Annotated in this window: 9 protein-coding genes and 1 tRNA gene; 5 read left to right on the top strand and 5 right to left on the bottom strand. The window is 41.6% G+C overall.

Annotation, left to right across the window (positions count from 1 at the left end; all coding sequences use genetic code 11):
- Nucleotides 1-362 precede the first annotated feature (362 nt).
- Both hemB and nadE read left to right on the top strand, forming a co-directional pair.
- Nucleotides 363-1,355, top strand: a complete 993-nt coding sequence (gene hemB / locus APHWEB_RS04440) for a porphobilinogen synthase (protein WP_011450944.1) — start codon at nucleotides 363-365, stop codon at nucleotides 1,353-1,355.
- Nucleotides 1,355-3,157, top strand: coding sequence for an NAD(+) synthase (nadE, locus tag APHWEB_RS05810; RefSeq protein ID WP_011450945.1), 1,803 nt, complete (start codon nucleotides 1,355-1,357; stop codon nucleotides 3,155-3,157). The genes hemB and nadE overlap by 1 nt, the downstream gene beginning before the upstream one ends.
- Here the strand turns inward: nadE and APHWEB_RS06070 are convergent.
- From APHWEB_RS06070 to mutS, 3 genes are all read right to left on the bottom strand, one after another.
- On the bottom strand, nucleotides 3,118-3,435 hold the full coding sequence (locus APHWEB_RS06070) for a hypothetical protein (RefSeq protein ID WP_020848985.1): 318 nt from the start codon (nucleotides 3,433-3,435) through the stop codon (nucleotides 3,118-3,120). The two genes, nadE and APHWEB_RS06070, sit on opposite strands and share 40 nt — an antisense overlap.
- Nucleotides 3,436-5,200: 1,765 nt before the next feature.
- Complete coding sequence (locus APHWEB_RS04425; protein ID WP_020849363.1) at nucleotides 5,201-5,653, bottom strand: hypothetical protein; 453 nt, start codon at nucleotides 5,651-5,653, stop codon at nucleotides 5,201-5,203.
- Nucleotides 5,654-5,861: 208 nt separating this feature from the next.
- Complete coding sequence (mutS, locus tag APHWEB_RS04420) at nucleotides 5,862-8,324, bottom strand: DNA mismatch repair protein MutS (protein ID WP_011450950.1); 2,463 nt, start codon at nucleotides 8,322-8,324, stop codon at nucleotides 5,862-5,864.
- A 167-nt stretch (nucleotides 8,325-8,491) separates the two neighbouring features.
- On the opposite strand from mutS, the gene ats1 reads away from it, so the two are divergent.
- From ats1 to APHWEB_RS04405, 3 genes are all read left to right on the top strand, one after another.
- On the top strand, nucleotides 8,492-9,622 hold the full coding sequence (ats1, locus tag APHWEB_RS04415; protein WP_020848986.1) for a type IV secretion system effector Ats1: 1,131 nt from the start codon (nucleotides 8,492-8,494) through the stop codon (nucleotides 9,620-9,622).
- A 1-nt stretch (nucleotide 9,623) separates the two neighbouring features.
- Nucleotides 9,624-9,998, top strand: a complete 375-nt coding sequence (locus APHWEB_RS04410; protein ID WP_011450953.1) for a histidine triad nucleotide-binding protein — start codon at nucleotides 9,624-9,626, stop codon at nucleotides 9,996-9,998.
- Between the two features lie 992 nt (nucleotides 9,999-10,990).
- A complete protein-coding gene (locus APHWEB_RS04405; protein WP_011450954.1) occupies nucleotides 10,991-12,322 on the top strand; it encodes a phage major capsid protein in 1,332 nt (443 codons plus the stop codon).
- A gap of 1,382 nt (nucleotides 12,323-13,704) precedes the next feature.
- Here the strand turns inward: APHWEB_RS04405 and APHWEB_RS04400 are convergent.
- Both APHWEB_RS04400 and APHWEB_RS04395 read right to left on the bottom strand, forming a co-directional pair.
- Complete coding sequence (locus APHWEB_RS04400) at nucleotides 13,705-16,422, bottom strand: 2-oxoglutarate dehydrogenase E1 component (RefSeq protein WP_020849364.1); 2,718 nt, start codon at nucleotides 16,420-16,422, stop codon at nucleotides 13,705-13,707.
- A gap of 476 nt (nucleotides 16,423-16,898) precedes the next feature.
- Nucleotides 16,899-16,970 (bottom strand) — tRNA-Gly (locus tag APHWEB_RS04395).
- Nucleotides 16,971-17,102 lie beyond the last annotated feature (132 nt).

Here is a 17,102-nt window from a genome sequence, read left to right as displayed (position 1 = left end):
TCGTCAGCAACCGCTAAAACCTTCACACACATCTATGATATTTGTGAGAGAAACGCAAAACTACACATAGCAAATTCCATATTCTCAAGTTCAGAAGTGTAGCTCATCCGAAGAAGTAGAAAGTACCTCTGTGTTTACTATGCTGTTAAACTGCAAAACAGCTGCGGAGCTTGATAATGGGTATCTCCAATATACGTCAGCGTCAATTATCTGCATGTATACATCAAGAAATTTCACATATGCGTGTCACGTCACAGTAGGAAAAATTACTAACTATCTTAATTTCTAATAACCCAATACAAATGGATTGATGTCATCTTACAAAAAAAATATACTCAGAGCAGGTATTTTGTGTTTTGAGTATGCAGTTCCCAAAAACTCGACTTAGACGTAAGCGCGCTCACGGGTGGATGCGTGCCATGGTTAGGGAGACGGTGTTACATCCCAAGGATCTGATCTTGCCTATATTTATCCATGAGAAAGATGAAGCGTCTGTAGTATTAGAAGGGTTGGACTGCATGAGGCGAGTCTCAATGACGGAAGCGGCAAATCTCGCTCAGGAGGCTCACAGCTTAGGCATTAGTGCTGTCATACTATTTCCTGCAGACTGTGAGAAGTCTCCTGATGCTGCTGAGGCTTGTAATCCAGAAAATTTAGTTTGCAGAACAATAAGACTCATCAAGGAATCTGTTCCTGATATAGGCGTGATGGCAGATGTTGCTTTAGATCCGTACACGACCTCTGGGCACGATGGGATTGTCGTAAATGAGGTAGTGGATAATGATGCCACGTTGGATGTATTGTGTAAGCAAGCGGTTGTCCTTGCTGCAGCTGGGTGTGATGTAGTAGCCCCTTCTGAAATGATGGATGGTAGGGTTGGAGTCATACGTGAATTCCTTGATAATTGTTCATTTAGTCACGTAAGCATTTTGTCTTATGCCGCAAAGTTTTGCTCACACCTCCATAGGCCATTCCGCGTAGTGGTTGGGTCGCGTACAGCATCTCAATCTGTGGATAAAAGCACATACCATATGGATCCTGCAAATGCCCGAGAGGCGCTGCTAGAAGCACAACTTGATATTGATGAAGGGGCTGACATGATACTGGTCAAGCCAGGAATTTTTTACTTAGATGTCCTTTCTTCCATAAGCAACACGTTTGATATACCTGTGCTTACTTATCAGGTTAGTGGGGAGTATGCCATGCTGAAGGCCGCGGCCCTGCAGGGATGGTTGGATTATGAACAATGTATGCACGAGGCACTGCTGAGTATGAAGCGTGCTGGCGCACGAAATATTATTACCTATGCCGCGCTGGAAGTTGCAAGGAAGTTACGCGGCGCGGGTGATGTGTAGTGACAAGAATACTCGTAAAGCAGCTAAATTATGGCCCTAATGCAGTTCATAGTAACTGTGAGAGGATACTTGCGGAATGTAGAGAGGCATCGGCCGGAGATATTGTGCTATTTAGCAGGTATGCAGTTTGCGGATACTTTGACAAGGCTCCCCTGCTTTCTGGAAACCTTTTGCAGCTTTGTAACAAACACCTGGAGAGCTTAGCTTCAAGTATAGGTAGCGCTTGTGCTATTATAGGAGGGCTGGCGCTGCAAGATGGGGTGTTGACTGAAGCTATATATCTCATATCAGACGGTAACTACGAGAAACTTATAGAGCTTCCTATTTCTTCGTACAATGCAGCAGAGAAACATATTGTTTTAAGCTTAGGTGGCTTGCGTATAGCATTGCTATTGGAAGAACATACTGCACATTCAAATGCGCAAACCTGGCATGGTGCATATCAAAATGTGCCCACCGATATAGATGTACTAATACTATTAGGAAGGTCACAGTATAGCTACTACAGTTTGCTTAGTTCCAATGCTGCAATTTCTATAATGCAGAACCATCGAGCATTTATTTATCTTAACATACTGGGAGGGTATGGCAGCGATGTCTTTGCAGGGGGGTCTTTAATACACGATGGAATAAATGCCACTACACTGGCACTTTGTAAGGAAGACGCTAGGATTATTGAAATTACAGCTACGAACAGCATAGTAACGTGCGCTGATGGAGTTCCTAGAGCGCATTCAGAACATATTTCGGATCACAATTGTACTTCCGGTATCTCTGCGTCGGAGAATCTTACCCTTGATGCATCTCCTACTTCAGAGAGAAGTGTAACTGAAGGGGTTTTATCCACTTCAAAACACGTTGAGCAGAGCCCTAACATTGGAGTATTGGAATCTCATACTCTAAATGCGCACTCCCAATTGCATAGTCTCAAAACCGATAAAGTTTTTAGTCTTGCTGAGCTAAAGTCCCTGAACATGGACTGGGATGTGTTTACGTATCAAATGCTGGTGCTAGCATTGAGGGATTATGTAAAAAAAAGCGGTTTCTCCGGTGTGCTATTGGGGTTATCTGGCGGTATAGACTCCGCGCTCGTCGCTGCTATAGCTTCTGACGCTCTAGGGGCAGAGCATGTGCATACATTTATGTTGACCACAAGACATACCTCTCAGTCCAGCGTAACCGACGCACAAAGGTGCGCAGAACTTCTTGGAACGCATCATGAAGTTGTATCGATAGAAGAGGCGTTCTGCACTTGTATTGAGAGTTTAAAGACATATATTGATACTCCTACTCCTAATAATGCACTAGAAAACATGCAGTCTAGAATTAGGGGGATGTATTTGATGGCCATCAGCAATGCTAACTCGCTTCTTCTTCTAGCTACGGGAAATAAGTCGGAATTGCTGACAGGCTATATGACGTTATACGGGGATACTTGCGGGGGATATGCTCCGATTAACAATGTATATAAGACAAAGGTTTATGATCTTGTGAAGTGGCGTAACAGCAATATTCCCGCAAATTCACTTTGTAGAAAAATGCATGTAATTCCCGAAAATATAATAACAAAGGCCCCTTCAGCAGAGTTAAAACCTAATCAGACTGATCAAGATACTTTGCCTGAGTACGATAAACTTGATGGAATTCTAAGTTTATTAGTAGACAGATTTGCTACTAGGGAAGATATCGTGCTTTCTGGTTACACTGAAGAAGAAGTGGATCTGGTTATGAATCTTGTGAAAAAATCTGCTTTCAAGCTCGATCAGGTTGCACCAGGACCGGACATACGTGCCAAATCATAAAAAACAAAACTACTACTGTGTTGGCATTTTTTTATTCCACAATCTCGGGATGTTGGCTGAACAGCATAAAATTGCGTGGACATGCGGTTGATCTCAGAAAGAGCCATGCCTTTCCTAGAGGAGCGCGCTCCTGGGTAAAGATTTGTGTTTATCTGCAGCAAGACATATTCTGCTACACTACTAAATCTCTTTGCTACCTTAAACGTACAGATAATCTTGCAAAAAAAATCAGCTGCATGATCATCTATCAACATGGCCTGATATATGTACTCAACCATAAGAAACAAAACTGCTACTGTATTGGCATTTTTTATCCCACAATCTTATATAAATATTGGCTGAACAGCGTAAAATTGTGTGGATATGCGTGTTTATCTTACGAAAGAGCCCATTTCTTAATGAATGCCACGTTTGTTATCCCCAGGGTAGATAATAGGATGCACTTCACTGCACCTAGAATTTCTTTTCAAACGCATAAAGGGGTCTTGGGGAAAATATGCTTTTAAACTCATCACCAAGACCTGATAATCTGCTAAACCGTGAGAAACAAAACACACAGCCGCCTGTGTTGATGAACGAACTAAAGCGGCATTTCGCAATATTCTCAAAAACAGGTAGATCATATCTCATGTATTACTCAAGATATAACAAATTCAATGACTAATACTCACAAAAACACATATGGTACGCACAAGGTGTGCATCACATTGTTGTTCTGCCTGCCACTAACAATAAAAAGAGCTCACGGTATACAGCTTTCGGTTCACTTGTACATTTGGAGCACGCCATAGTAGCCATGCAGGGAAAAACCCCACACGTCCCATGCAGAATGGAGTATGCTATCTAAACCCTTATACTACTTTTTCTAATAGATTAATCTGCACGCGTATATTGATGCAATACGGCTATGATGCACAGGCGTAGCGCGTAAAATCTCTGTACTGCGATATGTATAAAAAATAGTAAATAACGATTGCACTTTCAAGCCTATAGCAGTAAATACTCCTTCTGTAGGCTATTTGCATTTTATGAATGACTAGAGCAGTAACATTTCTTTAAATTTTTCAGGCTTTTAGGGCGGCACCAAGAAAAATATTTGCTTTTCCAGTTTACAAGTTACAAGTACCACTTGCAGCAACATCTGCATCTTTACATAGACATTTTTGGCTGTTGCGTAAACTCCATTTGAGTTTCAGGCAGCGTTTTTCTTATCATAATAATCATTGAGATGTTGTTAGTTTCGCCATTGCTCTAGGTGGATTGTCAGTGAGTGTCTTTGTTTTCACCATAATCATGACAGCGTTGCTAATTATCTTCTCCTAGTTCAGCTACTGCTGGTAGATTGTTTATGTATTGGGGTTTTGCTTATCACTAGAATAACGGAAGTGTTGCTGATTTTTGTATAGTTTAGCTATGATTATATGATTAGCGGGTTTCTTTAAGTTTCAGAAAACGTTTTTCTCATCACTATCTATCACCACTTAGGTATCACAGATTTTATACTATCACTTCAGCTATTCCGGGTAGATTGCCTTTAGCCTTTAAGTTTTAGTAAGCGCCCTGCTCGTCACTATAATCACTGAGATTGTACCGATTTTATGTACTGCTCCGCTTCCGCATGGCGTATTACCTTTGAGTTGAGGTTTTCGTTATCACTACCCATGGAAACTTTAGATATTACCAATTTTGATGCCAATTAGTCAGCTATTGGGTGGATTACCCTTGGTTTCAGAAAACGTTTTTCTCATCACTATCTATCACCACTTAGGTATCACAGATTTTATACTATCACTTCAGCTATTCCGAGTGAATTGCCTTTGAGTGCGAGCAAGTGCTCTTCCTTTCTATGTGATAACTTCGTCACGTACGCAGGAAAAACATTGTAAAAATAGTTGGGCAGGAATTGCCACTAACAGCACAAAGGCCAACGTATCGTATATAAAGCCTCAGTAGTACTCATGAGATTTTAGAACAAACCCTTGTCTTTATCATGCATTCTCCACAAACCCGCAGCTTATAGCAGTATAGTTCCCGTTATGGCTATTATAACATCGAGTCATAGTCTAGCTTCAAGGTATCTTCACCAGATTTCAATACTATAGAACCGTCAAGACCAATATCGGTAAACGTACCTTCATGGGTGATTCCATCGCTTGTTGTTATGCAGACGTGTGAGTTTAGCGCATGCGCTTTCTTTAGCCACAAACTTCTTAGCGGAGCAAATCCTGACGCAGAATATATATCGAGAAGTTTAGCTAGATTTTCCAATACCACATCCAACAGCTCTATATTGGTCAATTTGAGATCTGGAATATAGCTGCTTATCGAGGTCGCATATTCTGGATGATGCAATATATTCAAAGTCTCTAGGTGTGAGATTATAACCCCACAAAGATCGTTATCACATCTTCCACCCTCACTGTAGAATGTCACTGAATATCTATTCCCCTTAAAGATCTTACGTCTCCGAATAGCACTTTGAAACATATCTTCCATATGTATCTCTTATGCAGTATTGAATTGATACCAACAGTCAGGGCATATAGCAAGTACTGTTGCTACATATTACAATTCCAAAATCACACTCATAAATGCGTGACAAGCTACTGTTTTGCAAACACAAAAACCTGCAGATATACCATCATCTTACTGTCAATTAACTACACGATGATAATAACGCATTCTGCAACAGACCGTAATACGCTCACTCATCAGTTATATGTCGTCCAGAAGTAATATCAATGCTATCTATGCTTCTATAGTGCTCTGCCTCATCAAACTTGCTCATGAAAAACTTCGCCCTCTCTAAAGCACCCTTCGGAAACCCCGCAAGCCCCGCAACATGTATACCATAAGATCTACTCGAAATGCCCGGTATAAGCTCATGCAAGAACACCACTTCACCCTTCCACTCTTCAATTCTAAGACAAAAAAACCTGATATTTTCAAAATGCGAACTAAGTTTTGGTAGCTCATGATAGTGCGTTGCACATATCGCCCTACTCTTTGTAACATCATGTATGTGTTCAATAGCGGCTAAAGCTATGGAAAGGCCATCATTAATAGCGGTTCCACGGCCAATTTCATCTAAAATAACCAGTGACTTCGAAGTTGCTTGATTCAAAATCGCTGCAGTCTCTACCATCTCCACCATAAAAGTAGAGTGCCCAAGCGCTATGTTATCCGATGCACCTACCCTACTAAATATTTTATCTATCACCCCTATATGCGCGTGCTCAGCAGGAACAAATGACCCTATATGAGCCAAAACTGCTATTAAAGCATTTTGCCTCAAAAACGTGCTCTTACCTGCCATATTTGGCCCGGTAATGAGAGACATACTGTTCCCCTCTGAAAGATCACAGTCATTCGCAATAAAATCCGTTCCTACTTCTACTACTGGATGACGACCTCGTACTATTTTAAACTGCTTACTATCATCAACAATAGGCCTTACATAATTATTTTCCACCGCAACTTCAGCAAGCGTCGTAAGAACATCCAACTCTGCAACAGCCTCTGCGGCTAACCCTATATCCTGACACTCATCAGCAATCCTTGAGCACAGCCCCTTAAAAATCTGCGCTTCTAAGTCTGCACTTTCGCTTTGCGCTGAAACTATCCTTTCCTCAAGCTCCTTCAATTCCGCAGTGGTATAGCGCGTGCTGTTAGCCAGACTCTGCCTACGAACAAAAGACTCGTCACTTACTTTATACGAAGAAGATACCTCGATGTAGTACCCAAGCAAATTGTTAGACAGAATTTTCAAGCTACTAATACCTGTTAGAGCTCTATACTTATCGCGCAACCTCTGTATCAATACACCGCTATCGTTCTGAATACGTGCTAACTCTGCCAGCCGCTCATTACATCCTGGATTTATAAAACCGCCGTCCTTAGTAATGGTTGCATTGTTTTCAAGCATTACCTCACTAATGAGCTTCAGCAAGTCTCTATGATCACCCAATGAAACCAAAATCTTGGAAATTATCGCATGAGTAGACCTGCTGATTATCCTTGATAATTCAAAAATCTTGCTTAATGCCCGCCCAAGCAAATGTATATCTTTCGGAGAACACTTGGAAAACTTTACCCTAGTCAATATGCGCTCAATATCGGGAAATCCATTAATAACTCCCCTAATCACCTCACAAAGAGACCTGTTACTCACAAAGAATTCAACAGCATCTTGGCGACCATTTATAACATTATGACAGGCCACAGGAAATGCGAGATACCTCTTCAGCATACGGCTACCCATAGCGGTAACAGTATGATCAATAGTAGAAATCAGAGACCCTTTCTTCTCGCCAGACTGTGTAGAAAATAGTTCAAGATTCCTCAGTGCAGGACCATCTATCAGAACAAAACTATTACTATCTCGAACCTTTGGGTAGCTAAGCTTGGGAAGAGAACCTCTTTGCGTCATTCTAACGTACTCAAGCAAAGAACCACAAGCTGATACTTCTACCTCTTCAAAATCACCTAATCCTTGTACAGTAGTAACTCCGTATACCCCACACAAAACCTTTTCCGCTCTTTTGGAGTCAAAAAAACTCTCATTATGGCTAGTAATAGCACAGCGATGCCTCTTCAGCACAAGCTCCATAGATTGCTGCTCCTTAAGCTTGTCCGAAATCAATAGCTCACTGGGACCCAAACGCTGTATTTCACTATCTAAGTCTTCCAACTTACTTGCACGCACGTGAAACAATCCGGTGGATAACTCCATCCATGCAACACCGTATCTCTCCCCAATATTTGAAATACATGCCAAATAGTTATTCTCTTTAGCATCTAATAGGCTATCTTCTACCAGTGTACCAGGAGTCACTATCCGGGTAACCTCCCTACGTACCAAAGCTCTAACGCTCCTTTTACGGGCTTCCTCGGCAGTTTCAATCTGCTCACATACTGCAACTTTGTATCCAGATTTTACCAATCTCCCTATGTAACTCTCACTGCTATGATAAGGAACACCACACATAGGAGTATCAGTGCCTCTTTTGGTGAGAACTATGTTTAGAGTCTTCGATGCTATAACTGCATCTTCAAAAAAAAGCTCGTAGAAGTCCCCTAAACGGTACAGTAGTAAACACTCACCGTATTGCTCTTTTAGCGCTCTATATTGCCTAAGAACAGGCGTATACTCAGTATTATTACTCACTTTTAAGTAGCTATTAATTTACGAATGCTAAGTTCAGTTTTGGCATTTTAACACAACATAAATGTTTTCCTACCTAATTCTGTCCGCACTTCTACTTAATAATTTTTTGATTTTTTTGCGTTCAAAGTATTAGGTCTCTATAATCCTACATCATCCGTGGTAATTTTATGCTAATAAGAAGAATTCTGACTACATCTAGGAACGTCGCTGCGCGCATTGTTTCTGGATTCACAGCTCCAGCCACTGAAAATACTAGCGCGAGAACCTCAAGAAATCTCTTAGGTACAACAGGAAATTTCTTTAATGGCCTCATGGGTAAAGGAAAGCCTTTTTACCATCGCGCTTCTGAGATGCAGAATCTCCCCTGGGATAAAGAGAGGGGCACAAAAATAAGTTCGCACTATGCTCAAACAGGGCAGTTGGTACTGCAAATTGGCGATGGAAGGGTATCTGAAGGCGCCTTACAGATGTTAGAAGCACTGGATAATAGTGACGTAGGAGAACTAGATCCAAGTAGTAAAGGTTTAAATCCAGGAATGGATATTGGCGCCAGAATGGATCATAACCGAGCTAAAAACGAGTGTGGTGCGCTTTTAGATCTTAGAAAAAAGCTGGAAGAAACAGGTGGTAAGATTTCCGTAGAGCGCACAGGCGACGGCTTCACTAGAATGCTAGTGATAAAAATAGACACAAAAAATAAATCAGAGGAAGAGGTAGAAAAAGAAGTACAACTGGTACTGGGCACTCTAGGTGTTGGAAGTAAAATACTGGCCAAGTCCATTGCTAAAGAGCTAATGCACCAAGCAAAAACAAAAGATATGAATGCTCTTGCTCCAGTAAGCCATACTCCTCCTGCACAATCAAAACCTGACAGTGATATTCAAGAAAATAGTGAAAAATCTGCATCAGCAGACGCTAAAAATAGATCTCAGGCACCTGATCAAGAAGAAAATTCACCCCGTGATACAACCCGCAGAAACTCTACTACAAATGGAGAAGAACGCATTTTCTCATTGAGCGGAGATGCGTCACCTAGCAGACCTTCTTCAGGTGCAGGCACCGATCAGGCCGTTCAGCAAGCACACTTCCTAAGAGACTCAGAGGATCGTGTGCATGGCAGCAGCGGTATCACCAACCAAGGAGCAGCGGCTATGCAACAAGCGGTGCTTTCTGCTGCTAGAGGACTAAGCGATGTTTCTCATGATGATTCAGCGCAAACACAAGGGAATCCTACTGTCACTCCTTTAGTAAGCGCACAGAATAGAGGCCCAGAAACACATGGTAAAGGTACGAGGTAAAATGGAACCATCACTATACGATAACGACAACGTATTCGCAAAAATCCTTAGAGGGGAGTTGCCGTGCACAAAAGTCTACGAAGATGATAATGTCCTGGCATTTCACGATATAAAACCAGAAGCCCCTGTACATGTTTTGGTGATCCCTAAAGGAAAATTTGTGTCATTTGACGACTTTGTCGAATCTGGGTATGACGTGTCTGAATTTTTTAAGACTGTAGGAAAAATTGCACGCCAGTTTAACTTACATACTGGCGGCTACAGGCTAGTAACAAATCATGGGAAATCTGCTGGACAAATAGTGCATCATTTTCATGTTCATATATTAGGCTATCCACAGCGTGAACACGATTGCACTAATAATAGCGGTGAATGACCGACTCTTTGCACCACAGTGGACCTACATTTGCAAGCCTAATGAGCTGGCTATAATGAGACTATGGGTTGTATTACGTTTTGCCGCTATGATGGTTTTTCCATACAATACAGCCCGTGGTGCGGCACCGGCAGGACGATTTTCTAGAGGCCAATTGCATCTATGCACTATAAGTATACGTGGCCTCAGAAACGACCGCGAGATATCAAGTAAGAAAGTCTTTCACATACTCTCTTTTAAAAATCCCATTTTTATTTGAGTTGCCACAGGCGCGTAAGGTTAATCATGAACTTTCGCATTCACATTTTGCAGTTATACATGAAGACAGTACACATATGTAGGATTCCCATGTGCTCTTTTACAATGCTCCTGCAGAATTTGCGTTCAACACTTAACCATAATAGCAACACGGTTCCGGAATCATGCCCATGCACGTTCTAACAAGCTTTTATAGAGCTTTTTAGCTTAATGCAGAGACATTGGGATACAAAGATTCACTTCTCCTCCCTACAGCAAAAAACTAACTGCGTGGAATATGTCTTACAGGGCTCAGGCTACGTAGTCATTACAGCGGTGATGAACACTGTAACCCCCACACCAGTATCACATTTATCATAATTCTACATAGTAATACCTGCACGACCATTATTCTCACGAAACCCATGTGATACGTAATTTTGACATAGTAACAACTAAACACAGCATGCTCTTAGTATTAACCCTAAGACAGTATAAAACTGCCCTTCTAAACGGGCACGCGGCCTATTGCCTAGCTATAAAATTGGCAGCAATAACCAAAGCTCTATTCCATAGCATAACCCAAGTTACGGTATAAAACCGAGATATAGGAAAGACAAACACTTCCATCATTCAACATATGAACTTATTGCTTACCCATAGTAAGAAACCTGTGAATAATAGTCTGGGTAAAAGAGCTTTTCGCTTTTTTTCCACTATTACTACCCACATCATAATCTTTATCTGGAAATTATATGACAACAGCCGCTTTAGAAGTAAAAGATGGCATCACAGAATTCTTATCTCAGTGTGATGCAGACTTAGCACCTATACAAGAAAACAAAACAGAAAATATAAACAACAAACACATTACAAATGATGTGCTTTTGCAACAACTTGAAGACATAAATAGTAAATTTGACCATTACGCCAATCGACTAGATAAACTAGAAACCGAACGTAATGCGATAAACTTGAATGAAAATCCCGAAACACCAGAATACAAATCTCTGCGCCAATATATAACTCACGGCCATCAAGCATTAGAATGCAAAAACATATTTGTAACTTCCGCCGCTGTTCCTGATACTAACTTTTCGTACTTAATACCCAAAAAAATCCACTTGCATTTCGATAAGTTATTGTCTCAAAACTCAATAATGAGAAAATTGTGCTCAATTGAGAAAATATCGAGTGATAGCCTAGAGTACCTCATCTCAAACAACCAAGAAACTTTCGTAGGATGGAGTGGCGATCACAACACTATAGTTAGTAAAAGTCTCACACCCAAATTATCCCATATTAATATTCGTTTATTTGAACTCTATGCACAACCACAACTGGCAAAAAATCTTTTAGAAGATACGTGTATAGACCTAGAACGCTGGCTTATGAATAACTTAGTAGATGCTTTTAGTCGGAAAGAGAATCAGGCATTTATCTCAGGCAGCGGAGCATCACAGCCGACAGGCATACTATCTTATGACGAGGGTACTGGCCCTGGCCAAATTGAGAGAGTCAAAGTAGAAACACTGAATACAGACGCGATTATAAAATTGTTCTATTCATTAAACGAGAACTTTTCATCGCGAGCTGCTTTTCTCATGAATCGCAGCATATTACAAGAAATTCGATCACTCAAATCCAACACAGGACAGTATTTATTGCAAGTAGGAAATTCAGGAGATGAAATGCTACTAGGTATTCCAGTATATCAAACTTCAGATATGCCTATGTATTCTGATGGGAGTAATAGTATCATAGCAATAGCCGACTTCAAAAGTGCCTACAAGATAGTGGAAAATAAAGATATGCGTATACTGCGCGACCCGTACACTGAGAAATCTTTTGTAAAATTTTATACGACAAAACGTATCGGAGGAGCTGCAGTAAATTGCAATGCCATAAAATTACTCACCGTCACAAGGCCCACTATTGTACCTAAAATTAATAAATCTTCCGCGGCTAAATCTCCTGTAGCTGAACTTCCCATAGCTCAATCTCCTGTAGCTGTACTTCCCGTAGCTAAATCTCCTGTAGCTGAACCTCCTGTTTCTGAAGTCTTTAATCCTGAAACTCTCAAATAATCTACAAAGTATCCTGATCAGAAAACTGTAAGACTCATACCTCCTTCTCCTTACATTTACGGAGACGTATGCTGGGATAGTAGAGTATCGACACATCTTTTGGATAGAATAGCTTTTTTGCAAATTTCAGAGAAAGCTAGCTGAAAGTTAAAGTAACGCAGTGGGTGACATGATGCTCAAGCACAACAGCAGGACCAACTATAGAATATATGGTCACCTCTTGCTGAAAAAAGCTGTCAGAGAGATGAACATTATGTCACCTAGCTACCACATTCAGAGCACGTGTAACAAGCAGTGCACATTTTTCATGATCACCCTACAGCACATATAACATAACAGACTCGGTGCTCATTCCAAAAAAAACAGGTTCTTCATGCATCCTCAAAAAAGGCAGAACTTCGCAAATTTCGAAAAAGCAGCTCAGAAAGTTAAAATAGCAGGCAACATACTGCGTCATCACAAAAGCAAGAACAACTGTATATACATTCTTTGTGAAGTGAAGCTTTCATTATGTCACCTCACTACTGCACCTATAGCCTTTATCACAGAATCAGTTGCAGATTTTCCAGGATAGCCCTTACTGGCACTGCCACACATACAACAGACTTGTATCTCTTCCACCAGAGAAACCCAAGATATTTATACATCTTTTAGATCTGCCACCAGTAATGTTCGCTGGCTTCTGAACCCTCTCAACAACCTATACTAAAATAATTTGGAAAGTATACTGATCGGAAACCGCAAGACTCATACCTCCTTCTCCTTACATTTACGGAGACATATGCTGGGATAGTAGAGTATTGACACGTCTTTTGGAGAGAATAGCTTTTTTGCAAATCTTAGGAAAGCTAACAGAAAGTTAAAGTAGCACAGTAGGTGACATGATGCTCAAGCATAACAGCAGGACCAACTATAGAATATATGGTCACTTCTTGATGAAAAAAGCTGCTAAAGAGATGAGCATTATGTCACCTAGCTACCGCATTCAGAGCACGTGTAACAAGCAGTGCACATTTTTCATGATCACCCTACAACACATATAACATACTCGGTGCTCCTTCCAAAAAAACAGGTTCTTCATGCATCTTCAGAAAAGGCAGAACTGTGCAAATTTCGGAAAAGCAGCTCAGACAGTTAAAATAGCATAGAACTTGACTCTCTGAGTCATACAGAAAGACATATTGTAATCTATACTGGGGTGAATATCAGGTATGGATTCGCATCCATTATAGAGTTAGTTCTACATTTTTGGGATAACCCTACTCAACAGGCGTGGTGCTCACCATCCATTTTAGAACCCCACGCCAGAACTCTACTCAGCCACAACGTTACGTGCATAACACTACGATGTGCCCTTCTTTTATAACCCTGCAGTACAACCCCTAGGCAAATACTTCATCTATGAAACATTTACGCTCTTCCTCATGAGCGCGCGCGTAACCAGCCGCAGTGGACGCAGACTCAGCTCGACCAATATAAGCCACAACACCCTTCAAATTAGCTAGCTTCATCGATTTTTCTATACGAGGCCGAACAAAATCCCATCCTCCCATGTTGAAATGCTCTTCCTGACACCATATCACCTCTGCTGAAGGATACTTCGCAAGCTCTTTAGCCAAAATCTCTTCCGGAAATGGATAATATTGCTCCAATCTCAATAGTACAACATCTTGCCTATCACCCCTTGCTTCAAGGAGATCGTAGTATACTTTTCCACTAGATATAACCACCCTCTTTACCTGAGCATGGTCATGGGCCATCACCTCACCTATCACCGGCTGAAATCTACCTTCAAAACAGGACAATTTAGACACAGCCATCCTATTTCTCAATAAAGACTTCGGAGTGAAAATGACAAGAGGCTTTCTGAAATCTCTGTGTAACTGCCTACGGAGTACGTGAAAATAGTTAGCCGGTGTAGTACAGTTAACAACCTGCATGTTGTCTTCCGCACAAAGCTGAAGATATCTTTCTATCCTCGCAGAGCTGTGCTCTGGACCTTGTCCCTCATACCCATGGGGAAGTAACAAAACCAACCCACTAGAACGCAACCACTTGGTTTCAGCCGCCGCTATAAACTGATCTATTACTACCTGCGCACCATTAGCAAAATCACCAAACTGAGCTTCCCATATCACAAGAACATCCGGAGAATCCAAGCTATAACCGTACTCAAATCCCATAACAGCAAACTCAGATAACGGACTATTGAATACTTCAAACTTTGCTTGCTCAACTCCCAGATTGTTCAAAGGCAAATATTCCGCACCTGTAGCTTGATCAATCAACCTTGCATGGCGGTGCGAGAAAGTCCCCCTACCGCAGTCTTCACCAGATAGACGCACCCTCTTGTTTTCCGCCAACAAGGATGCAAATGCTAATGCCTCACCAGCTCCCCAATCTATGCTATCGCTCTTTACACCGTTTAATCTCGCATTCAACATCCTGGAGACTTTCTTATCCAGCGATATCCCCTCGGGAATAGAACACATAGCTTCCATCAGAGCAAGAAGCCTCTTTCCTGCAACACCAGTATCTGACACGTAGTCGTCAAAGCACCCTGGAACCGCATATCTCAAACCTTTCCAACATCCTTCGAACCAGTCAGCTTTCATCGGCTTATACGCAGAAACTGCAGCATGCGCTTTGTCCAATTCTACCCGGAACTTCTTACGAAACTCCTCTATTTCCTGAGTAGATACCACGCCTTCTGCAACCAGCTTATCACCGTAAGAACCCGCTACAGTCCTATGCTGCGCTATGCACTTATACATAAGCGGCTGCGTAAACATAGGCTCATCACCTTCATTGTGGCCATAACGGCGATAACACACCACATCTATCACAACGTCTTTCTTGAACTTATCACGATACTCCATAGCAAGCTTTGTAACTGCTACCACAGCTTCTGGATCATCCCCATTAACGTGAAAAACAGGAGCATCGATTATTCTAGCAACATCCGAACAATAAAGAGAAGTTCTGGCACTGTTAGGACTAGTTGTGAACCCCACCTGATTATTAACAACAATATGGACAATACCACCAGTAGTGTAGCCCTCCACACCACCAATATTGAGGCCTTCAGCCACAACACCTTGCCCTATAAAAGCAGCATCACCATGCACTAGCACGCCGAGTACGGATAACCCACTATCAATCTTCCCTTTTACCCTTCCCATAACCACAGGATTCACGGATTCTAGGTGAGAGGGATTGTACGCTAGTGATAAATGAATAACTTCGCCCTGCACTTCCCTATCAGAAGAATACCCCAAATGGTACTTTACGTCTCCCGTAACATTTAGCTCAGACGGATATGCCATACCACCAGAAAACTCATGTAACATCGCAACGTATGGCTTCTTCATCACTTTGGTAAGGACACTCAACCTACCACGATGTGACATTCCTATCACAATCTCCTGTACACCCAGAGAAGGTGATAGTGATATTATCTCTTCCAATGCTACAATAAGAACATCTCCTCCTTCTACAGAGAATCTCTTATATCCCGGGTATTTAACGTGTAAGAATTGCTCAAATAATTCCGTTTCTTGCAAATGGAACAAGAGTTCTCTCTTCTCTTTTCCTGCACACTCCAGGCGCATATTTTCTATCTTGTTTTGCAGCCATGTACGTTCTTCATTCGAACGAATGTACATGAACTCAAACCCTATTTTTCCACAGTAAATTTTCTTTAGTTTTTCCAAAAGTCTATCCAACGAAAAACCTGACTTCTGCCAAAGCGACCCATCCTTATTAGGATCTATTGAAGAAAGATACTCCTCATGACCCAGTCCAACTCTTTCCGTCAGCCCAAGCGGGTCTAAATCCGCAGCAATATGCCCATGTGATCTAAAAAAGTCTATCAATCCCCACACTTTAGGCGAAACGCTAGTGCCAGAAGAACAAGCTTCATAATCTGTTCTACCCCGATCAGAATGCTCCGGTTTCCCTTCTTCTATGCGTGTAAAAAGCTCACCCCAACCATCTGGAAGAGCATTGGCACACTTTTCATACCCTTCGTATACCTCTTCAACAAAAAGAGCATTATCACCGTATAAGCAGCCATCTCTGCGAAAACTACTGTTAGACACCTATTTACCCTACTTCAACACCATGCACCCAAAATGCAGAACACAACAATGAGCACCTGAACATACCCTATCATAGACGATAAAGCGAGCAAATCCTATAGAAGATAACGCCTCGCAATTACACAAGGCAGTCACTTTCCTTGGAACGCAAGCGGCTTCTCAAGTACTCCTACAACAGCTAGCAGATATTCTACAACACTAATGAGCTGAAAACATTATCGAAATATTCCTTGAGTGTGTCACCCACAATTTCTGAAAGTCCTCCTGGTAGAGGAAATTCACCATATAATTGCGATATGAAAATATAGAAAGTTATTTCGCACTATAAAACAATGTGCACCAACACACAAACCTAGAGACTAGACCTGCACTTATCCAGAACAGCCAATGCAAGACATAGAAGCATGCACTCCCCTAGAAACTCCACACGTGCAGCTAGAAACCCATTTCAGAGATCGTAAAACTTGAAAAAAATGAGCGGGAGAAGGGGTTCGAACCCTCGACCCTAACCTTGGCAAGGTTATACTCTACCACTGAGCTACTCCCGCAACCCCCAGCACCACTGGGAGCCCCATCATAAATGAGCATGCAACTTGAATCAAGCACAAAATAAAATTTCATGCCGACTCAAAAATCCATCTCTCGATACAATCCCCTTTAAGGAGCGCACTGATAAGGAC

The organism is Anaplasma phagocytophilum str. Webster (genome assembly GCF_000964685.1).
GTDB lineage: Bacteria > Pseudomonadota > Alphaproteobacteria > Rickettsiales > Anaplasmataceae > Anaplasma > Anaplasma phagocytophilum.
Note: the sequence above shows the minus strand (reverse complement) of the source record. Positions and strands in the feature narration are given on the sequence as shown.